Source organism: Pseudomonas sp. ASL7 (assembly GCF_056680375.1).
The window spans coordinates 3,711,251-3,730,929 of record NZ_CM155279.1 but is presented as its reverse complement, the minus strand read 5'-3'; the positions used below and the strand labels follow the sequence as shown (position 1 = coordinate 3,730,929).

Below are 19,679 nucleotides of genomic sequence, written 5' to 3'. Positions count from 1 at the left end.
GCTACGCGCTACAATGGCCGCTTTTACCGATCATGAGGTGTGCGCTTTGACTGCTCCAGGTGCTTTGAATTCCGCTGCTGGCTCGCTTTATGTGGTGGCGACGCCCATCGGCAACCTGGACGACATCAGTGCGCGCGCGCTGAAAATCCTGCGTGACGTCGCCCTGATTGCTGCCGAAGACACCCGTCACTCTCAGCGGCTGATGCAGCATTTCGGTATTCCCACGCCGCTGGCGGCGTGCCATGAACACAATGAGCGGGATGAAGGTAGTCGCTTTATTACCCGTCTGCTCGCCGGTGACGATGTGGCGTTGATCTCTGACGCCGGCACGCCGTTGATTTCCGATCCCGGCTATCACCTGGTGCGGCAGGCCCGGGCTGCGGGAATCAATGTCGTGCCTGTGCCGGGTGCTTGTGCATTGATCGCGGCATTGTCGGCGGCGGGTTTGCCATCCGACCGTTTCATCTTTGAAGGCTTTTTGCCGGCCAAAGCGGTCGGGCGGCGAGCTCGTCTCGAGTTGGTAAAGGAAGAGCCGCGCACGCTGATTTTCTATGAAGCCCCGCATCGGATCCTCGAATGTCTGCAAGACATGGAGTTGGTATTTGGTCCCGAACGTCCGGCATTGCTGGCGCGTGAACTGACCAAGACTTTCGAAACCCTCAAAGGCTTGCCGCTGGCCGAACTGCGTGAGTTCGTCGAGTCGGACAGCAATCAACAGCGTGGCGAGTGCGTGGTGTTAGTCGCGGGCTGGTCGGCCCCTGAGACTGAAGATGCCGTCAGCGGTGAAGCCATGCGCATCCTCAATCTGTTGCTCGAAGAGATGCCGCTCAAGCGTGCCGCAGCATTGGCGGCACAAATTACCGGTGAGCGTAAGAATGTTCTCTACCAGGTCGCCCTGGATAAACAAAAAGGCGAGTAAAACCCGACGCACCGGTAGGTCTAAAGGTGTTTAGCGCTTGTTCTTCGGCTAATCTGCCGTTAACCTTCGCGGCGGAGAGTCGATCGGACAGTCGCTGCCCTCTATGAAAATTAGGGGGGGGAGGAAAGTCCGGGCTCCATAGGGCGAAGTGCCAGGTAATGCCTGGGAGGCGTGAGCCTACGGAAAGTGCCACAGAAAATAACCGCCTAAGCGCTTCGGCGCCGGTAAGGGTGAAAAGGTGCGGTAAGAGCGCACCGCACGTCTGGCAACAGTTCGTGGCTAGGTAAACCCCACTTGGAGCAAGACCAAATAGGGTCCCAAGGCGTGGCCCGCGCTGGGACCGGGTAGGTTGCTAAAGATGTCCAGTGATGGCCATCGTAGACGAATGACTGTTCAAGACAGAACCCGGCTTACAGATCGACTCTCCACCTTTTTTCTCTCCCTGTTTGAAGCATTGAACAGGGTGCTGGCAGTAGTGATTTTCCCTCGTTCCAGAATCATCAGCTGAAGCACTTTCGTAATACCAAAAAAATCTTACTCTTAACAAACTACTTTAACTTTCGAATGCAGCCCTCAGAGCTGATTCAAGTTATTGAGCTGATTGACGCGTCAGATTCTCGTTACCCCTCCTTATATGCTCCTAAATCTCAGTTCTGTAAGGGTTTTCCTTTAATCCGCGCCTTGACGGTGCGGTGGCCGCATTCCTATAGTGTGCGCAAGTGGCGGAAAGTGGCATGAAGTGGGTTTTTTGAGCTCAAAACGCTAATATTTGGAGAAACGCTGACGTGTTTCGCGGAGCTAACGCTATCAGTCTCGATGCAAAGGGCCGTCTCGCCATGCCGAGCCGGTACCGTGACGAGCTCGTTTCGCGTAGTTCCGGTCAGCTTATCGTCACAATTGATGCCGTTGATCCGTGTTTGTGTGTTTACCCCCTCGATGAGTGGGAAGTTATTGAAACCAAACTGCGCGCACTGCCTTCGCTTCGCGAAGAGAACCGCCGCCTGCAACGTTTGCTGATTGGTAATGCCGTCGACCTCGAGCTCGATGGCAGTGGTCGTTTTCTGGTTCCGCCGCGTCTTCGTGAATATGCCAAGTTGGATAAGCGCGCGATGTTGGTAGGCCAACTGAACAAGTTCCAATTGTGGGACGAGGATGCCTGGGATGCGGTTTCTGCCGCTGACCTGGCTGCTATTCAACAACCGGGCGCCATGCCTGATGAACTGCGTGATTTGATCCTGTGACTATTGATAGCGGCTTTAACCACATCACCGTACTGCTTGACGAAGCCGTGGAGGCTCTCGCCGTACGTCCTGATGGCTGCTATCTGGACGGCACGTTCGGACGCGGCGGGCACAGCCGGTTGATCCTCAGCCAGCTCGGGCCAGATGGTCGGTTGCTCGGGTTCGACAAAGACCCTCAAGCGATTGCCACCGGGCAAGCGCTAGCGGCCGAAGACGGCCGCTTTGTCGTTGTGCAGCGCAGCTTTGCCGAACTCGGTTCGGAAGTTGCCGAGCGCGGTCTGGACGGCAAGGTCAGCGGCATTTTGCTCGACCTTGGCGTGTCGTCGCCACAGCTCGACGACCCTGAGCGCGGTTTCAGTTTCCTCAATGATGGTCCGCTGGACATGCGCATGGACCCGTCCCGCGGGATCAGCGCCGCCGAATTCGTCAACACCGCGCCGGTGGAAGAAATTGCCCGCGTGTTCAAGCAATACGGCGAAGAACGCTTTTCCGGTCGCATGGCCCGTGCCGTGGCCGAGCGTCGCGACATCAAGCCGTTTGAGCGTACTGCCGACCTCGCTGAAGTCTTGAAAGTCGCCAACCCTGCATGGGAAAAGGGCAAGAACCCGGCGACCCGTGCCTTCCAGGGCTTGCGTATTCACGTCAACAACGAACTGGGCGATCTGGAAGCCGGCCTCGAAGCCGCGCTGGAATGCCTGGAAGTGGGCGGCCGCCTGGTGGTCATCAGCTTCCACTCGCTCGAAGACCGCATCGTCAAATTGTTCATGCGCAAGCTGGTTAAAGGCGAAGCCGACAACCTGCCGCGCAACCTGCCGGTACGTCACGTCGCTTTCGAACCGATTATCAAAATCCATGGCAAAGCGCAGTCCGCCTCCGAGGCCGAACTCAAAGCCAACCCACGTTCCCGTAGCGCTGTCATGCGTGTCGCGGAGAAGCTGCGGTGAGCAAGCTATTCGCCAAGCCACTTCCCGGCGGAAGCTTTTTCATGCTGCTGTTGTTCATTGGCGTGCTGGTGTCGGCCATCGGCGTGTCCTACAGCGCCCACTGGAACCGTCAACTACTGAACTCGCTATACAACGAGCTGAGCGTGCGCGACAAGGCGCAGGCGGAGTGGGGGCGGTTGATTCTCGAGCAGAGCACCTGGACCGCCCACAGCCGAATCGAAGTATTGGCAACCGAGCAACTGAAGATGCGCATTCCTGGCGCAGCTGAAGTGCGGATGGTAGCGCCATGATGAAACTCGAAGGCGCACTTTACCCATGGCGGTTCCGTGTGGTGCTGGGCTTGCTCGGCATCATGGTCGCGGCGATTTCCTGGCGCATCATCGATCTGCAAGTGGTTGACCGTGCCTTCCTGAAAGGCCAGGGCGACGCGCGCAGCGTTCGACATATTCCGATTCCGGCTCACCGTGGTCTGATCACCGACCGTAACGGCGAGCCTTTGGCCGTCAGCACCCCGGTGACCACGCTGTGGGCCAACGCCAAGGAAATGCAGCTGGCCAAAGATAAATGGCCTGCTCTGGCGGCGGCACTGGGCCAAGACCCTAAAGCCCTGGCCGAACGTCTCGAAGCTCAGGCCAACAAAGAATTTATCTATCTGGTGCGCGGGCTCACGCCTGAGCAAGGCCAGTCCGTGCTCGACCTGAAAGTTCCGGGCGTTTATGGCATCGAAGAATTCCGGCGTTTCTACCCCGCCGGTGAAGTGACTGCGCACATGGTTGGTTTTACCGACATCGACGACCATGGTCGTGAAGGTGTGGAGCTGGCCTACGATGAATGGCTGGCCGGGGTCGCCGGCAAGCGTCAGGTCATCAAGGACCGGCGCGGCAGGCTTATCAAAGATGTCCAGGTCACCAAAAACGCCAAGGCCGGAAAGCCCTTGGCGTTGTCCATTGACCTGCGCCTGCAATACCTGGCCAACCGTGAGCTGCGCAACGCGATCATCGAAAACGGCGCCAAGGCCGGCAGCCTGGTGATCATGGACGTGAAGACCGGCGAGATCCTCGCCATGGTCAACCAGCCGACTTATAACCCGAACAACCGTCGCAACCTGCAACCGGCGATGATGCGCAACCGCGCGATGATCGACGTGTTCGAGCCAGGCTCGACCATGAAAGCGATCTCCATGAGCGCCGCGATTGAAACCGGGCGCTGGAAACCGAGCGATACCGTCGAGGTGTACCCGGGCAGCTTGCAGATTGGTAAGTACACCATCAAGGACGTATCGAAGACCGAAGGTCCGGTACTCGACCTGACCGGCATTCTGATCAACTCCAGTAACGTCGGCATGAGTAAGGTCGCGTTCGACATCGGCGGCGAAACGATTTTCCGTCTGGCGCAGAAAGTCGGCCTCGGCCAGGATACCGGCCTTGGCTTCCCGGGTGAGCGGGTTGGCAACCTGCCGAACTATCGCGAGTGGCGCAAGGCTGAAACGGCCACGCTGTCCTACGGCTACGGTATTTCGGTGACCGCGATCCAGTTGGTCCACGCCTTCTCGGCCCTGGCCAACAACGGTCGTCTCGCGCCGCTGACCCTGATCAAAACCGACAAGGCGCCGCAAACCACGCAAGTGATGCCGGAAGCCGTCGCGAAAACCATGCAAGGCATGCTGACCCAAGTGATCGAAGCCCCGCGCGGTGTATTCCGTGCGCAGGTGCCGGCGTATCACGTGGCAGGCAAATCGGGTACTGCGCGTAAAACGTCGGTGGGCTCCAAAGGCTATGCCGAAAACTCGTATCGCTCGCTGTTCGCCGGCTTCGGGCCGATGAGCGACCCGCGCTACGCGATCGTGGTGGTGATCGACGAGCCGACCAAGGCTGGTTACTTCGGTGGTCTGGTTTCGGCGCCGGTGTTCAGCAAAGTGATGTCCGGGACCTTGCGCCTGATGAACATCACCCCGGATAACCTGCCGCCTACTCAAACAGCCAACGCAACCCCCGTCGTTCCGCTGAAAGCCAATGGAGGGCGCGGCTGATGTCTCTGAGTCTGAACAAGATTTTCGCCCATGCCGGCCGTGATCTGTTGATCCGCGAACTGGCGCTGGACAGTCGCAATGTGCGAGCTGGCGATCTGTTTCTCGCCGTCCCTGGCGGCAAGTTCGACGGTCGCGCGCACATCGCTGACGCCTTGCAACGCGGCGCGGCTGCCGTGGCGTATGAAGTCGAGGGCGCCACCGTATTGCCCATTACCGATGTGCCATTGATTCCGGTCAAAGGCCTGGCTGCGCAGCTGTCAGATATCGCCGGACGTTTTTATGGTGACCCCAGTCGTCACCTGAACCTGGTCGGAGTGACCGGCACCAACGGTAAAACCAGTGTGACCCAATTGGTTGCCCAGGCCCTCGATCTGCTCGGCCAACATTGTGGCATCGTCGGTACGTTGGGCACCGGTTTCTACGGCGCGCTGGAAAGTGGCCTGCACACCACGCCGAATGCGATTGCCGTGCAAGCGACCCTTGCCGACCTGAAAAAGGCCGGCGCCAAAGCCGTGGCCATGGAAGTCTCTTCCCATGGCCTGGATCAAGGCCGAGTGACCGCACTGGCGTTCAATGTCGCGGTGATGACCAACCTGTCCCGCGATCATCTGGATTACCACGGCACCATGCAGGCCTACGCTGATGCCAAGGCCAAGCTGTTTGCCTGGAGCGAGTTGAAGTGCCGGGTGGTTAACCTCGACGACGATTTTGGCCGGCAGCTGGCCGCCGATAAACTCGAATCGCGACTGATCACCTACAGCCTGCTCGACAGCAGCGCCTACCTGTATTGCCGCGAAGCGCAGTTCGACGACGAGGGGGTGCGCGCCACATTGGTCACGCCGCAAGGCGAGCACCATTTGCGCAGCACCCTGCTCGGTCGCTTCAACTTGAGCAACGTGCTGGCAGCCGTCGGTGCTTTGCTCGGTCTGGACTACGCGTTGGACGAAATCCTCAAGGTCCTGCCGAAGCTCGAAGGCCCGGCCGGTCGGATGCAGCGTCTTGGCGGCGGTACTCAACCGCTGGTGGTGGTCGATTACGCCCACACCCCGGATGCGCTGGAAAAAGTACTGACGGCCCTGCGTCCCCACGCCAAAGGTCGTTTGCTGTGCCTGTTCGGTTGCGGCGGCGATCGCGATCGCGGCAAGCGTCCGCTGATGGCTGAAGTGGTCGAGCGTCTGGCCGATGGTGTGCTGGTCACCGACGACAACCCGCGCACTGAAGACCCAGCAGTGATTTTTGATGACATCCGTACCGGTTTCACGGCGGTGGATAAAGTGACTTTCGTCGCTGGCCGCGGCCAGGCGATAGCGCAGTTGATCGCCAGTGCGTCGGCGGATGACGTGATTGTCCTGGCCGGCAAAGGTCACGAGGACTATCAGGAAATCAACGGGGAACGTCACGCGTTCTCCGATCTGGTCGAAGCCGATCACGCCTTGACTGCGTGGGAGGTGGCCCATGCTTAAAAACTTGAAGTTGAGCGAGCTGACTGGCGCATTGAAGGGGCAGTTGTTCGGGATCGATGCCACGTTCGATGGCGTCAGCATCGACAGCCGCGCGATCAAGCCAGGCCAACTCTTTATTGCGCTGACCGGTCCGCGTTTCGATGGTCATGACTATTTGAATGACGTGGCTGGCAAAGGCGCCGTGGCTGCCCTGGTCGAGCACGAAGTGGCCGACTGCGCGCTACCGCAATTGCAGGTCAAAGACACCCGCCAGGCATTGGGCCAATTGGGCGCAATCAATCGTGCCGCTTTCAACCAACCGGTCGCGGCGATCACCGGTTCCAGCGGCAAGACTACGGTCAAGGAAATGCTCGCGAGCATCCTGCGCACTCGTGGTCCGGTGTTGGCGACCCGTGGCAACTTGAACAACGACCTCGGTGTTCCGTTGACCCTGCTCGAACTCGCGCCGGAACACACCGCCGCCGTCATCGAGCTCGGTGCTTCGCGGCTAGGCGAAATTGCCTATACCGTCGGCATGACCAAGCCGCATGTGGCCATCCTCAACAACGCCGGGACCGCCCATGTCGGCGAGTTCGGCGGGCCGGAAAAAATCGTTGAAGCCAAAGGCGAGATTATTGAAGGGCTGGCTGCCGATGGCGTCGCCGTTCTCAATCTGGACGACAAGGCATTCGAGATCTGGAAGACCCGCGCTGCCGGTCGCAAAATCCTGACTTTCGCCCTGAGCAACGTCAGCGCCGATTTCTACGCCAGCGATCTGGACCGCGACGCTCGCGGTTGCCCGGCGTTCAACCTGCACAGTCCTGACGGTGTGGAGCGCGTTCAACTGAACCTGCTCGGCACCCATAACGTCGCCAATGCCATGGCCGCTGCCGCTGCCGCTCATGCCTTGGGCGTGTCGCTGTTCGGCATCGCCACCGGCCTCGGCGCGGTACAACCTGTGAAGGGTCGTACTGTCGCGCAACTGGCCACTAATGGCATGCGCGTGATTGATGACACCTACAACGCGAACCCCACCTCGATGTGCGCCGCCGTTGATATACTCGCCGGCTTTTCCGGCCGCACCGTTCTGGTGCTCGGGGATATCGGCGAGTTGGGCGATTGGGCGGAGCAGGGGCACCGCGACGTGGGCGAATACGCCCGTGGCAAGGTTTGCGCGCTATACGCGGTCGGGCCAATGATGGCTCACGCCGTCAACGCTTTCGGCGAGCAGGCCTATCACTTCACCACTCAGGCTGAACTGATCAAGGCACTTGGCGCCGAGCAAGACACAAACACCACCATTTTGATCAAGGGTTCGCGCAGCGCCGCGATGGAAAACATCGTCGCCGCTTTGTGCGGGACCAGCCTGGAGAAACATTAATGCTGCTGCTGCTAGCGGAGTATCTGCAACAGTTCTACAAAGGCTTCGCGGTCTTTCAGTACCTGACCCTGCGCGGGATTCTCGGTGTGCTGACCGCGCTGGTTTTGTCGCTGTGCTATGGCCCGTGGATGATCCGCACTTTGCAGAACCGTCAGATCGGTCAATCCGTTCGCAACGACGGTCCACAATCGCACCTCTCCAAGTCAGGCACCCCGACCATGGGCGGCGCGCTGATTCTGTCGTCCATCGGTGTCAGTACCTTGCTTTGGGCTGACCTGGCGAACCGTTACGTGTGGGTCGTGTTGTTGGTGACCCTGCTGTTTGGCGCTATCGGCTGGGTCGACGACTATCGCAAAGTGATCGAGAAGAACTCCCGTGGCTTGCCGAGCCGCTGGAAGTACTTCTGGCAGTCGGTGTTTGGCCTGGGCGCGGCGATCTTCCTTTATATGACCGCAGCGACGCCGGTGGAAACCACCCTGATCCTGCCGATGCTCAAGGACTACAGCATTCCGCTGGGGGCTGGCTTCATTGTCCTGACCTATTTCGTGATCGTCGGCTCCAGCAACGCGGTCAACCTGACCGACGGCCTCGATGGCCTGGCGATCATGCCGACCGTGATGGTGGGCGGCGGGCTGGGCATTTTCTGCTACCTGTCGGGTAACGTGAAATTCGCTGAGTACCTGCTTATTCCTTATGTGCCAGGCGCGGGTGAGCTGATCGTGTTCTGCGGCGCGTTGATCGGTGCCGGCCTCGGATTCCTCTGGTTCAATACTTATCCGGCACAGGTTTTCATGGGCGACGTTGGCGCATTGGCGCTGGGCGCAGCCTTGGGCACCATCGCAGTGATCGTCCGTCAGGAAATCGTCCTGTTCATCATGGGCGGTGTGTTCGTGATGGAAACCCTCTCCGTCGTCATTCAGGTCGCCTCTTTTAAACTGACCGGTCGCCGTGTATTCCGCATGGCGCCGATTCACCACCACTTTGAACTCAAGGGCTGGCCCGAGCCGCGCGTGATCGTCCGTTTCTGGATCATCACCGTGATTCTCGTGCTGATTGGCCTTGCCACCCTGAAGCTGAGGTAGAACGAGTGTCTCTGATCGCTTCTGACCACTTCCGCATCGTTGTCGGTCTCGGCAAGAGCGGCATGTCCCTGGTTCGCTTCCTGGCGAACCGGGGCACGTCGTTTGCTGTCGCCGATACGCGGGAAAATCCACCGGAACTGGCCACGCTCAAGCGTGACTATCCGCACGTGGAGGTGCGTTGTGGCGAGCTGGACGTTGAGTTCTTGTGCCGCGCCGATGAACTCTACGTCAGCCCTGGCCTGGCGTTGGCAACGCCGGCCCTGCAGGCCGCCGCCGCCCGTGGCGTGAAATTGTCCGGCGACATCGAACTGTTCGCGCGTAACGCGAAAGCGCCGATTGTCGCCATCAGCGGTTCCAACGCGAAAAGCACCGTCACCACCCTGGTCGGCGAGATGGCGGCAGCGGCCGGCAAGCGTGTCGCCGTTGGCGGCAACCTCGGTACACCGGCGCTGGACCTGCTCAGCGATGACGTCGAGCTGTACGTGATGGAGCTGTCGAGTTTCCAGCTGGAAACCACCGACCACCTGGGTGCTGAAGTGGCGACGGTGCTCAACGTCAGCGAAGACCACATGGACCGCTACAGCGGCCTGCCGGCCTATCATCTGGCCAAGCACCGGATCTTCCGTGGCGCCAGACAGTTTGTGGTCAACCGTCAGGATGCCCTGAGCCGTCCGTTGATAGGTGAAGGTCAGCCTTGCTGGACCTTCGGTTTGAGCAAACCCGATTTCAAGGCATTCGGTATCCGCGAAGAAGACGGCGAGAAATACCTGGCCTTCGAGTTCCAGAACCTGATGCCGGTGCGCGAGTTGAAAATTCGCGGCGCCCACAACCAGTCCAACGCACTGGCAGCATTGGCCTTGGGCCACGCGGTGGGCCTGCCGTTCGATGCCATGCTCGCGAGCCTGCGTACGTTTGCCGGGCTTGAGCATCGCTGCCAGTGGGTGCGTGATCTGAATGGCGTGAGCTACTACAACGATTCCAAAGCTACCAACGTCGGCGCCGCACTGGCGGCTATCGAAGGGTTGGGCGCGGACATCGAGGGCAAACTCGTGCTGATCGCCGGTGGCGACGGCAAGGGAGCCGAGTTCAAGGACCTGCGTGATCCGGTGGCGGCCAACTGCCGCGCCGTGGTGTTGATGGGCCGTGACTCCGACTTGATCGGCCAGGCCATCGGCGATGCCGTGCCGTTGGTTCGCGTCAGCTCGCTGGACGAAGCAATCGCGCAATGCCGCGCCCTCGCCGAACCGGGCGATGCGGTCCTGCTGTCGCCAGCTTGCGCCAGTTTCGACATGTTCAAGAATTACGAAGACCGTGGTCACCAGTTCGTCCGCGCTGTGGAGGATCTGGCATGAGCCTGCGAAATATCATTAAGCCGTATCCGTCGCCGATCATTACCGGACGCGGCATCGACCTCGATTTTCCGATGCTTGCCGGCTGCCTGGCCTTGCTCGGTCTGGGCCTGGTCATGATTGCATCGGCCTCCACCGAAGTGGCGGCGGTGCAGTCGGGCAGTGCGCTGTATTACATGATTCGACACCTTATTTACATCGTGCTCGGCCTTGGTGCCTGCATCGTCACCATGATGATCCCGATTGCCACCTGGCAACGCATGGGCTGGCTGATGCTGCTGGGTGCATTCGGTTTGCTGGTAATGGTGATCGTCCCGGGCATCGGCCGTGAAGTGAACGGTTCGATGCGCTGGATCGGCTTCAGTTTCTTCAACGTTCAGCCTTCCGAGATCGCCAAGGTGTTCGTGGTGATCTACCTCGCCGGCTATCTGGTGCGGCGCCAGAAAGAAGTGCGTGAAAGCTGGATGGGCTTCTTCAAGCCTTTCATCGTTCTGTTACCCATGGCAGGTCTGTTGCTGATGGAGCCGGACTTCGGTGCCACCGTCGTGATGATGGGGGCTGCTGCGGCGATGCTGTTCCTCGGCGGGGTCGGGCTGTTCCGGTTTTCCTTGATGGTTGTCCTGGCGGTTGCGGCGGTGGTGTTGTTGATTCAAGTGCAGCCGTATCGAATGGCGCGCCTGACCAACTTTGCCGATCCATGGGCCGACCAGTTCGGTGCCGGCTATCAGTTGTCCCAGGCTTTGATTGCTTTTGGTCGCGGTGAATGGCTGGGCGTTGGCCTGGGCAACAGCGTGCAGAAGCAGTTCTACCTGCCGGAAGCCCACACCGACTTCGTGTTTTCGGTCCTGGCCGAAGAACTCGGCGCGGTGGGTTCTTTGTGCACCGTAGCGCTGTTCGTCTTTGTCTGTATTCGTGGCATGTACATCGGCTTTTGGGCCGAGAAGGCCAAGCAATTCTTTGCCGCCTACATCGCATACGGCTTGTCGTTCCTGTGGATTGGTCAGTTCCTGATCAACATCGGAGTGAACGTGGGGCTGCTGCCAACCAAAGGTCTGACGCTGCCGTTCCTCAGTTATGGCGGTAGTTCGTTGGTGATTTGCTGCGCCTGTCTCGGTTTGTTGCTACGCATCGAGTGGGAGAGTCGAACCCACCTCGGCAGTGAAGAAATGGAGTTCCATGAGAGCGACTTCGACGAGGAGCCGAACCATGGGCGCTAACGTTTTGATCATGGCCGGCGGTACTGGGGGCCATGTGTTCCCGGCGCTGGCTTGCGCTCGCGAATTTCAGGCCCGCGGTTACACCGTGCACTGGCTCGGGACGCCGCGTGGCATCGAAAACGACCTGGTGCCGATGGCCGGCATCGAGCTGCACCGGATCAATGCCAGCGGACTGCGCGGCAAGGGCAAATTGTCGCTGCTCAAGGCGCCGTTCATGTTGCTCAAATCCATCTGGCAGGCGCGCGCAATCATTCGCCAGCTGCGGCCGGTGTGTGCGGTCGGTTTCGGTGGTTTTGTGACCGGTCCTGGCGGCGTCGCGGCCAAACTGGCCGGCGTGCCGGTGATCGTTCACGAGCAGAACGCAATAGCCGGTACCGCCAATCGGTTGCTGGTGCCGTTGGCCGCCCGAGTCTGTGAAGCGTTCCCCGACACCTTTACCCTGTCGGACAGCCGTCGGACCACCGGTAACCCGGTGCGCACCGAGCTGTTCCTCGATACACCGCGACCTGCCCTGGCTGGTCGCAAGGCGCGTTTACTGATTCTGGGCGGAAGCCTGGGCGCAGAACCGTTGAACAAATTGCTGCCTGAAGCCCTGTCGCAAGTCGCCTCCGACCTGCGCCCGGAAGTGTTTCATCAGGCTGGCAAAAACCACGATGAAGTGACTGCAGAGCGCTATCGCGCGGCTGGCGTCGAGGCGCAAGTGCAGCCTTTCATCAAAGACATGGCCCAAGCCTATGGCTGGGCCGACCTGGTGGTATGCCGCGCAGGCGCGCTGACCATCAGTGAACTGGCTGCCGCCGGTCTGCCCTCGATGTTGGTGCCTTTGCCCCATGCGATCGACGATCACCAGACCCGCAATGCCGATTATTTGGCCCGTGAAGGCGCTGCCTTCGTGATGCCGCAAAGAACGACTGGCGCAGCGGATCTTGCCGCGCGCCTGACCGAGGTCCTGATGCAACCACAACGACTCACCGACATGGCCACCGCGGCCCGCCGCCTGGCCAAACCCGATGCCACCCGTAACGTGGTCGATACCTGCCTGGAGGTGGCCCATGGTTGAGAATCAGAAAGCCATGCCGCAACCGGAAATGCGCCGCATCCGTCGCATCCACTTCGTCGGTATCGGCGGCGTGGGCATGTGCGGGATTGCCGAAGTGTTGTTGAACCTGGGCTATGACGTGTCCGGTTCCGACCTGAAAGCCTCGCCAGTGACCGAACGCCTGGAATCGTTCGGCGCGAAGATTTTCATCGGCCACCGTGCCGAGAACGCTGCCGCCGCGGACGTGCTGGTGGTGTCGAGTGCAGTGAACACTTCCAACCCGGAAGTCGCCACCGCACTGGAACGCCGGATTCCGGTGGTGCCGCGCGCTGAAATGCTGGCTGAGCTGATGCGTTACCGTCACGGCATCGCCGTCGCCGGTACCCACGGCAAAACCACCACCACCAGCCTGATCGCCTCGGTGTTCGCGGCCGGTGGCCTGGACCCGACGTTCGTCATCGGTGGCCGCCTGAATGCTGCTGGCACCAATGCCCAGCTCGGCACCAGCCGCTACCTGATTGCCGAAGCCGACGAAAGCGATGCCAGCTTCCTGCACTTGCAGCCGCTGGTGGCTGTCGTCACCAACATCGACGCCGACCACATGGCGACCTACGACGGTGACTTCAACAAACTGAAGAAAACCTTCGTCGAGTTCCTCCACAACCTGCCTTTCTATGGGCTGGCGGTGGTGTGCCTGGACGATCCGGTGGTGCGTGAAATCCTGCCGCTGGTGAAACGTCCGACGGTCACTTATGGCTTCGGCGATGACTGTGACGTGCGCGCCATCAATGTGCGCCAGCAAGGCATGCAGACCTTCTTCACCGTGCTGCGTCCTGATTGCGAGCCGCTGGATGTCTCGGTGAACATGCCGGGTAACCACAACGTGTTGAACGCGCTGGCCACCATTTGCATCGCCACCGACGAAGGCGTCAGCGATGAAGCTATCGTCCAGGGACTGTCCGGGTTCCAGGGTGTTGGTCGACGCTTCCAGGTCTACGGCGAATTGCCGGTAGAGGGTGGCAACGTGATGCTGGTCGACGATTACGGTCACCACCCGACCGAAGTCGCCGCCGTGATCAAAGCCGTACGCGGTGGCTGGCCTGAGCGCCGTCTGGTGATGGTGTACCAGCCGCACCGTTACAGCCGCACCCGTGACCTGTACGACGATTTCGTCAATGTACTGGCCGACGCCAACGTGCTGCTGTTGATGGAAGTGTATCCGGCCGGTGAAGAGCCGATTCCGGGCGCTGACAGCCGCAAGCTGTGCAACAGCATCCGCCAGCGAGGTCAGCTCGATCCGATCTACATCGATCGTGGTGTCGACCTCGCGCCGGTGGTCAAGCCGTTGCTGCGTGCCGGTGACATCCTGCTGTGCCAGGGCGCTGGTGATATCGGTGGTCTCGCACCAAAACTGTTGAAGAGTCCGTTGTTTGCTGGCGCCGTTGCCGCGCCAACTGTGGGGAAGTTGAAATGACTGCTGCTTACGCCAACCTCGTCTCCACCCTCGCGCCGAAAGACTTCGGCCGCGTCGCCGTGCTGTTCGGCGGCAAGAGTGCCGAGCGTGAGGTTTCCTTGAAGTCGGGTAACGCGGTTCTCCAGGCACTGCAAAGCGCGGGTGTGGACGCGTTCGGTCTCGACGTGGGCGATGACCTTCTGCAGCGTCTGTTGAACGAAAAGATCGACCGCGCCTTCATCATCCTCCACGGTCGTGGCGGTGAAGACGGCAGCATGCAGGGCTTGCTCGAATGCCTGGGCATTCCGTACACCGGCAGCGGCATTCTTGCCTCGGCGCTGGCGATGGACAAGCTGCGGACCAAACAGGTCTGGCACAGCCTGGGTATCCCGACGCCACGTCACGCTGCTTTGAGCAGCGAGGCCGATTGTATTTCGGCGGCCACGGAACTGGGCTTCCCTTTGATCGTCAAACCGGCGCATGAAGGTTCAAGTATCGGGATGGCCAAAGTGACTTGCGCGTCTGAATTGATTGACGCCTGGAAAGCGGCCAGTACCTACGATTCGCAAGTGTTGGTCGAGCAATGGATTCAAGGTCCGGAGTTCACCATCGCCACCCTGCGTGACCAGGTGTTGCCACCGATTGCCCTGGGCACGACGCACAGCTTCTACGACTACGACGCCAAGTACGTGGCTTCCGATACCCAGTACCGGATCCCGTGTGGCCTGGACAGCGACAAAGAAAAGGAACTCATGGACCTGACGGCGAAAGCCTGTGAGGCGCTGGGTATCGCCGGTTGGGGCAGGGCAGACGTGATGCAGGACGCCGACGGGCAGTTCTGGTTCCTGGAAGTCAACACCGCACCGGGCATGACCGATCACAGTCTGGTGCCGATGGCGGCCCGTGCTGCCGGTCTGGATTTCCAGCAACTGGTTCTGGCGATTTTGGCCGCCAGCATTGCCGGCAACAACGAGCCGCGAGGTTAAGACCATGCAAGGCGCTCAGCTAAGACATCAGCCACCCCCAGCACCCGGCCGCAAGCCGGTACCTCGGGGAGCCAGCCGAATGGTGGCCAAAGAGCCGATGTCTGTGCGCCTGCCGAAAGCCAATTTTGGCTTTCTGAAAAGCTTGTTCTGGCCCGTGTTGCTGGTGGCGCTGGGCTTCGGCACTTATGAAGGCGCTCAGCGATTGTTGCCCTACGCCGACCGTCCTATCACCAAGATCAACGTGCAGGGCGATTTGAGTTACATCAGCCAGCAAGCGGTGCAGCAGCGGATCGCCCCGTACGTGGCGTCGAGCTTCTTCACCATCGACCTGGCGAGCATGCGCACCGAGCTGGAACAGATGCCATGGATTGCCCACGCAGAAGTGCGCAGGGTGTGGCCGGATCAAGTAGTGATCCGCCTGGAAGAACAACTGCCGGTGGCCCGTTGGGGCGACGAATCGCTGTTGAACAACCAGGGCCAGGCGTTCACCCCGCGAGAGCTGGCGAACTACGAACACTTGCCGCAGCTGTTCGGCCCACAGCGGGCTCAGCAGCAAGTGATGCAGCAATACCAGGTGCTGAGCCAGATGCTCAGGCCGTTGGGCTTCTCGATTGCACGCCTGGAGTTGCGTGAACGAGGCAGCTGGTTCCTGACCACCGGCGCCGGCAGTGCGGGCCCGGGGATCGAACTGCTGCTGGGTCGCGGCAACCTGGTGGAAAAGATGCGCCGTTTCATTGCCATCTACGACAAGACGCTTAAAGAACAGATTACGAACATTGCGCGCATCGATCTGCGCTACGCCAACGGCCTCGCCGTTGGCTGGCGGGAACCTGTAGCGCCCACGACAGCCCAACCCGCTGTCGCGAAGAATTAAGAAGAGGCAGGACCCATGGCAAACGTGCAAAGCGGCAAAATGATCGTCGGTCTTGATATCGGCACCTCCAAAGTGGTGGCGCTGGTAGGTGAGGTGTCGGACGACGGCACGCTGGAAATCGTCGGGATCGGTACGCATCCGTCCCGTGGCCTGAAGAAAGGCGTGGTGGTGAACATTGAGTCCACCGTGCAGTCGATCCAGCGCGCGATCGAAGAAGCACAGCTGATGGCCGGTTGCCGGATCCACTCGGCGTTCGTTGGCGTGGCGGGCAATCACATCCGCAGCCTGAACTCCCACGGCATCGTCGCGATTCGTGATCGCGAAGTCAGTACAGCTGACCTTGAGCGCGTGCTTGATGCCGCCCAGGCCGTGGCGATCCCGGCTGACCAGCGTGTGTTGCACACCCTGCCGCAGGATTACGTGATCGATAACCAGGAAGGCGTTCGTGAGCCACTGGGCATGTCCGGCGTACGTCTGGAAGCCAAGGTCCACGTGGTCACCTGCGCCGTCAACGCCGCACAGAACATTGAAAAATGCGTGCGCCGTTGCGGTCTGGAAATCGACGACATCATCCTCGAGCAACTGGCATCCGCGTACTCGGTGCTGACCGACGACGAGAAAGAACTGGGCGTGTGCCTGGTTGATATCGGCGGCGGCACCACCGACATCGCGATCTTCACTGAAGGCGCGATTCGCCACACCGCGGTGATCCCGATTGCGGGCGATCAGGTGACCAATGACATCGCCATGGCGTTGCGCACACCGACCCAGTACGCCGAAGAAATCAAGATTCGCTACGCCTGCGCCCTGGCCAAACTGGCCGGTGCCGGCGAAACCATCAAAGTCCCGAGCGTTGGCGATCGTCCACCGCGCGAGCTGTCCCGTCAGGCCCTGGCCGAAGTGGTCGAGCCGCGTTACGACGAACTGTTCACGCTGATCCAGGCCGAGCTGCGTCGCAGTGGCTACGAAGACCTGATCCCGGCCGGCATCGTGCTCACCGGTGGTACGTCGAAGATGGAAGGCGCCACCGAACTGGCCGAGGAAATCTTCCACATGCCGGTCCGCCTGGGCGTGCCGCATGGCGTCAAGGGCCTGGACGACGTGGTCCGCAACCCGATTTATTCCACGGGTGTCGGCTTGTTGATGTATGGCCTGCAGAAGCAGTCCGACGGGGTTTCGTTCTCGGGCATCAGCAGTCGCGACAGCTACAGCAACGACGAACCGAAAGCCGCCTTGCTCGATCGCATCAAGAGCTGGGTACAAGGCAACTTCTAAAGATTTACCGCAGCACCGTTGTAGAGACAGGCAGTAGGCGAAAAAACTAGAGAATCAAAGGAGAGGGAAAATGTTCGAACTCGTAGACAACATCCCCGCAAGCCCGGTTATTAAAGTTATCGGTGTTGGCGGAGGCGGCGGCAACGCCGTCAACCACATGGTCAAGAGCAACATTGAAGGCGTTGAGTTCATCTGCGCCAACACTGATGCCCAGGCGCTGAAGAGCATTGGCGCGCGGACCATCCTGCAACTGGGCACCGGCGTGACCAAAGGTCTGGGCGCTGGCGCCAACCCTGAAGTAGGTCGTCAGGCCGCTCTCGAAGATCGTGAGCGCATTGCCGAAGTCCTGCAGGGCACCAATATGGTGTTCATCACCACCGGCATGGGCGGTGGTACCGGTACCGGTGCTGCGCCAATCATTGCTGAAGTGGCCAAGGAAATGGGGATCCTCACCGTTGCGGTGGTGACTCGTCCGTTCCCGTTCGAAGGCCGCAAGCGTATGCAGATCGCTGACGAAGGTATCCGTCTGCTGTCTGAAAGCGTCGACTCGTTGATCACCATTCCCAACGAGAAACTGCTGACCATCCTCGGTAAGGACGCCAGCCTGCTGTCGGCTTTCGCCAAGGCTGACGATGTATTGGCCGGTGCCGTTCGCGGTATCTCCGACATCATCAAGCGTCCGGGCATGATCAACGTCGACTTTGCCGACGTGCGTACCGTGATGAGCGAAATGGGCATGGCGATGATGGGCACTGGCTGCGCCAGCGGTCCGAACCGTGCACGTGAGGCCACCGAAGCGGCCATTCGCAACCCGCTGCTGGAAGACGTGAACCTGCAAGGTGCACGCGGCATCCTGGTGAACATCACCGCCGGTCCTGACCTGTCCCTGGGTGAGTACTCCGACGTGGGTAGCATCATCGAAGCGTTCGCTTCCGAGCACGCCATGGTCAAGGTCGGTACCGTTATCGATCCGGACATGCGCGACGAACTGCACGTGACTGTGGTTGCTACCGGTCTGGGCGCGAAAATCGAGAAGCCTATGAAGGTTATCGACAATACCGTTCACACTTCCATGACCTCCCAGCCGCAGCAATCGGCACCTGCTCGCCAGGAAGCGCCAGCGGTTAACTACCGTGACCTGGACCGTCCGACCGTCATGCGCAACCAGGCTCAGGCCGGTGCTGCGACTGCCGCGAAGATGAATCCACAAGATGACCTGGATTATCTGGATATCCCGGCTTTCCTGCGTCGTCAGGCCGATTAATGGAATGTATCAGGGCTATGAAGGTGATTGGTGTTCAGCAAAGGTCTGGTCTGCTATCATCGCCAGCCTTTGTTGATACCAGTTCGCAATTTGCGCTGAAGCGGCCCAAGCCATGATTAAACAACGCACACTGAAAAATATTATCCGTGCCACAGGTGTAGGCCTGCATTCCGGGGAGAAGGTATACCTGACCCTCAAGCCTGCACCTATCGACACCGGCATTGTGTTTTGTCGTGCCGACCTCGACCCTGTGGTGCAAATTCCTGCCCGCGCGGAAAACGTTGGTGAAACCACGATGTCGACCACATTGGTCAGTGGTGATACCAAAGTGGATACGGTGGAGCACTTGCTCTCGGCCATGGCTGGCCTGGGCATCGATAACGCCTACGTCGAGCTCTCCGCGTCCGAAGTTCCGATCATGGATGGTAGCGCTGGACCTTTCGTATTCCTGATTCAATCGGCCGGCCTGGAAGAACAGGACGCCGCCAAGAAGTTCATCCGTATCCTGCGGGAAGTGACAGTGGAAGACGGCGACAAGCGCGCCACTTTCGTCCCTTTCGAAGGCTTCAAAGTGAGCTTCGAGATCGATTTCGATCACCCGGTTTTCCGTGACCGCACACAAAGTGCAAGCGTGGATTTTTCCAGTACTTCGTTCGTAAAAGAAGTCAGTCGCGCCCGTACCTTTGGTTTCATGAGTGATATCGAGTACCTGCGCAAGCACAACCTCGCACTCGGCGGTAGCGTTGAAAACGCTATTGTGGTCGACGCGGATGGTGTACTGAACGAAGACGGCCTTCGCTATGAAGACGAATTCGTGAAGCACAAAATCCTCGACGCAATTGGTGACCTCTACCTGCTGGGCAATAGCCTGATTGGTGAGTTCAAGGGCTTCAAGTCCGGGCATGCATTGAACAACCAGCTGCTGCGCAAGTTGATTGAGCAGACAGATGCTTGGGAAGTCGTGACTTTCGAAGACGCCAGTACTGCACCGATCTCTTACATGCGCCCTGTCGCGGCCGTGTAAGCAAAAAACCTCTCTAGTTTTTAAGGGCTGCCTTCGGGTGGCCTTTTTTTATGTCCCGGTTTTGATGGTGCTCTCCATGGCCTCTTCGCGAGCAGGCTGAACTGGCCTAATGATTTTGGACACCTCAATCGGGCGCTATGATGGCGCCCAAATCTGAGGT

The 19,679-nt window shown here is 59.8% G+C and carries 17 protein-coding genes and 1 other RNA gene; all 18 read left to right on the top strand.

The annotated features are described in order from the left end of the window. Window positions 1-13: 13 nt before the first annotated feature. The 18 genes from rsmI to lpxC all read left to right on the top strand — a co-directional run bounded on the left by rsmI (window position 14) and on the right by lpxC (window position 19,519). On the top strand, window positions 14-919 hold the full coding sequence (rsmI, locus tag AC1MDT_RS17170; RefSeq protein ID WP_480418229.1) for a 16S rRNA (cytidine(1402)-2'-O)-methyltransferase: 906 nt from the start codon (window positions 14-16) through the stop codon (window positions 917-919). 75 nt (window positions 920-994) lie between these two features. Beyond that, window positions 995-1,348: RNase P RNA component class A (gene rnpB / locus AC1MDT_RS17165), an RNA gene on the top strand. A 356-nt stretch (window positions 1,349-1,704) separates the two neighbouring features. Beyond that, window positions 1,705-2,160, top strand: a complete 456-nt coding sequence (gene mraZ / locus AC1MDT_RS17160; RefSeq protein ID WP_007943733.1) for a division/cell wall cluster transcriptional repressor MraZ — start codon at window positions 1,705-1,707, stop codon at window positions 2,158-2,160. After that, window positions 2,157-3,104: a 16S rRNA (cytosine(1402)-N(4))-methyltransferase RsmH gene (gene rsmH / locus AC1MDT_RS17155; RefSeq protein WP_414910003.1), complete on the top strand. Its 948-nt coding sequence runs from the start codon at window positions 2,157-2,159 to the stop codon at window positions 3,102-3,104. Before mraZ ends, rsmH begins: the two co-directional genes overlap by 4 nt. Further along, window positions 3,101-3,394: a cell division protein FtsL gene (ftsL, locus tag AC1MDT_RS17150; RefSeq protein ID WP_054045567.1), complete on the top strand. Its 294-nt coding sequence runs from the start codon at window positions 3,101-3,103 to the stop codon at window positions 3,392-3,394. Before rsmH ends, ftsL begins: the two co-directional genes overlap by 4 nt. After that, the gene (locus AC1MDT_RS17145) at window positions 3,394-5,133 is read left to right on the top strand and encodes a peptidoglycan D,D-transpeptidase FtsI family protein (protein ID WP_480422813.1); all 1,740 of its coding nucleotides are present in this window, start codon (window positions 3,394-3,396) and stop codon (window positions 5,131-5,133) included. The genes ftsL and AC1MDT_RS17145 overlap by 1 nt, the downstream gene beginning before the upstream one ends. After that, on the top strand, window positions 5,133-6,596 hold the full coding sequence (locus tag AC1MDT_RS17140; RefSeq protein WP_480418228.1) for a UDP-N-acetylmuramoyl-L-alanyl-D-glutamate--2,6-diaminopimelate ligase: 1,464 nt from the start codon (window positions 5,133-5,135) through the stop codon (window positions 6,594-6,596). Before AC1MDT_RS17145 ends, AC1MDT_RS17140 begins: the two co-directional genes overlap by 1 nt. Then, the gene (locus AC1MDT_RS17135) at window positions 6,589-7,956 is read left to right on the top strand and encodes a UDP-N-acetylmuramoyl-tripeptide--D-alanyl-D-alanine ligase (protein WP_480418227.1); all 1,368 of its coding nucleotides are present in this window, start codon (window positions 6,589-6,591) and stop codon (window positions 7,954-7,956) included. Before AC1MDT_RS17140 ends, AC1MDT_RS17135 begins: the two co-directional genes overlap by 8 nt. Further along, window positions 7,956-9,038 (top strand): phospho-N-acetylmuramoyl-pentapeptide-transferase, encoded by a 1,083-nt coding sequence (mraY, locus tag AC1MDT_RS17130; protein ID WP_007939841.1) that lies wholly within the window; start codon window positions 7,956-7,958, stop codon window positions 9,036-9,038. Before AC1MDT_RS17135 ends, mraY begins: the two co-directional genes overlap by 1 nt. A 5-nt stretch (window positions 9,039-9,043) precedes the next feature. After that, complete coding sequence (gene murD, locus AC1MDT_RS17125) at window positions 9,044-10,390, top strand: UDP-N-acetylmuramoyl-L-alanine--D-glutamate ligase (RefSeq protein ID WP_480418226.1); 1,347 nt, start codon at window positions 9,044-9,046, stop codon at window positions 10,388-10,390. Then, window positions 10,387-11,604, top strand: a complete 1,218-nt coding sequence (gene ftsW, locus AC1MDT_RS17120) for a putative lipid II flippase FtsW (RefSeq protein ID WP_480418225.1) — start codon at window positions 10,387-10,389, stop codon at window positions 11,602-11,604. The genes murD and ftsW overlap by 4 nt, the downstream gene beginning before the upstream one ends. Then, window positions 11,594-12,664, top strand: a complete 1,071-nt coding sequence (murG, locus tag AC1MDT_RS17115; RefSeq protein ID WP_480418224.1) for an undecaprenyldiphospho-muramoylpentapeptide beta-N-acetylglucosaminyltransferase — start codon at window positions 11,594-11,596, stop codon at window positions 12,662-12,664. Before ftsW ends, murG begins: the two co-directional genes overlap by 11 nt. Beyond that, entirely contained in the window at window positions 12,657-14,117 is a 1,461-nt protein-coding gene (gene murC / locus AC1MDT_RS17110) for a UDP-N-acetylmuramate--L-alanine ligase (protein WP_480418223.1), read from the top strand. Before murG ends, murC begins: the two co-directional genes overlap by 8 nt. Then, complete coding sequence (locus AC1MDT_RS17105; protein WP_480418222.1) at window positions 14,114-15,082, top strand: D-alanine--D-alanine ligase; 969 nt, start codon at window positions 14,114-14,116, stop codon at window positions 15,080-15,082. The genes murC and AC1MDT_RS17105 overlap by 4 nt, the downstream gene beginning before the upstream one ends. Window positions 15,083-15,086: 4 nt before the next feature. Next, complete coding sequence (locus AC1MDT_RS17100; RefSeq protein WP_480418221.1) at window positions 15,087-15,956, top strand: cell division protein FtsQ/DivIB; 870 nt, start codon at window positions 15,087-15,089, stop codon at window positions 15,954-15,956. A gap of 15 nt (window positions 15,957-15,971) precedes the next feature. Next, a complete protein-coding gene (ftsA, locus tag AC1MDT_RS17095) occupies window positions 15,972-17,231 on the top strand; it encodes a cell division protein FtsA (protein WP_414910012.1) in 1,260 nt (419 codons plus the stop codon). A 70-nt stretch (window positions 17,232-17,301) separates the two neighbouring features. Beyond that, a complete protein-coding gene (gene ftsZ, locus AC1MDT_RS17090) occupies window positions 17,302-18,495 on the top strand; it encodes a cell division protein FtsZ (RefSeq protein ID WP_480418220.1) in 1,194 nt (397 codons plus the stop codon). A 112-nt stretch (window positions 18,496-18,607) separates the two neighbouring features. After that, window positions 18,608-19,519 (top strand): UDP-3-O-acyl-N-acetylglucosamine deacetylase, encoded by a 912-nt coding sequence (gene lpxC, locus AC1MDT_RS17085; protein WP_045059296.1) that lies wholly within the window; start codon window positions 18,608-18,610, stop codon window positions 19,517-19,519. The last annotated feature ends 160 nt before the right edge of the window (window positions 19,520-19,679 follow it).

Bases quoted from the DNA above. Each gene is read 5' to 3' on its own strand.
- rsmI (WP_480418229.1), top strand. From the start codon at position 14: ATGGCCGCTTTTACCGATCATGAGGTGTGCGCTTTGACTGCTCCAGGT.
- AC1MDT_RS17145 (WP_480422813.1), top strand. From the start codon at position 3,394: ATGAAACTCGAAGGCGCACTTTACCCATGGCGGTTCCGTGTGGTGCTG.
- AC1MDT_RS17140 (WP_480418228.1), top strand. From the start codon at position 5,133: ATGTCTCTGAGTCTGAACAAGATTTTCGCCCATGCCGGCCGTGATCTG.
- AC1MDT_RS17135 (WP_480418227.1), top strand. From the start codon at position 6,589: ATGCTTAAAAACTTGAAGTTGAGCGAGCTGACTGGCGCATTGAAGGGG.
- mraY (WP_007939841.1), top strand. From the start codon at position 7,956: ATGCTGCTGCTGCTAGCGGAGTATCTGCAACAGTTCTACAAAGGCTTC.
- ftsW (WP_480418225.1), top strand. From the start codon at position 10,387: ATGAGCCTGCGAAATATCATTAAGCCGTATCCGTCGCCGATCATTACC.
- murG (WP_480418224.1), top strand. From the start codon at position 11,594: ATGGGCGCTAACGTTTTGATCATGGCCGGCGGTACTGGGGGCCATGTG.
- murC (WP_480418223.1), top strand. From the start codon at position 12,657: ATGGTTGAGAATCAGAAAGCCATGCCGCAACCGGAAATGCGCCGCATC.
- AC1MDT_RS17105 (WP_480418222.1), top strand. From the start codon at position 14,114: ATGACTGCTGCTTACGCCAACCTCGTCTCCACCCTCGCGCCGAAAGAC.
- AC1MDT_RS17100 (WP_480418221.1), top strand. From the start codon at position 15,087: ATGCAAGGCGCTCAGCTAAGACATCAGCCACCCCCAGCACCCGGCCGC.
- ftsA (WP_414910012.1), top strand. From the start codon at position 15,972: ATGGCAAACGTGCAAAGCGGCAAAATGATCGTCGGTCTTGATATCGGC.
- ftsZ (WP_480418220.1), top strand. From the start codon at position 17,302: ATGTTCGAACTCGTAGACAACATCCCCGCAAGCCCGGTTATTAAAGTT.
- lpxC (WP_045059296.1), top strand. From the start codon at position 18,608: ATGATTAAACAACGCACACTGAAAAATATTATCCGTGCCACAGGTGTA.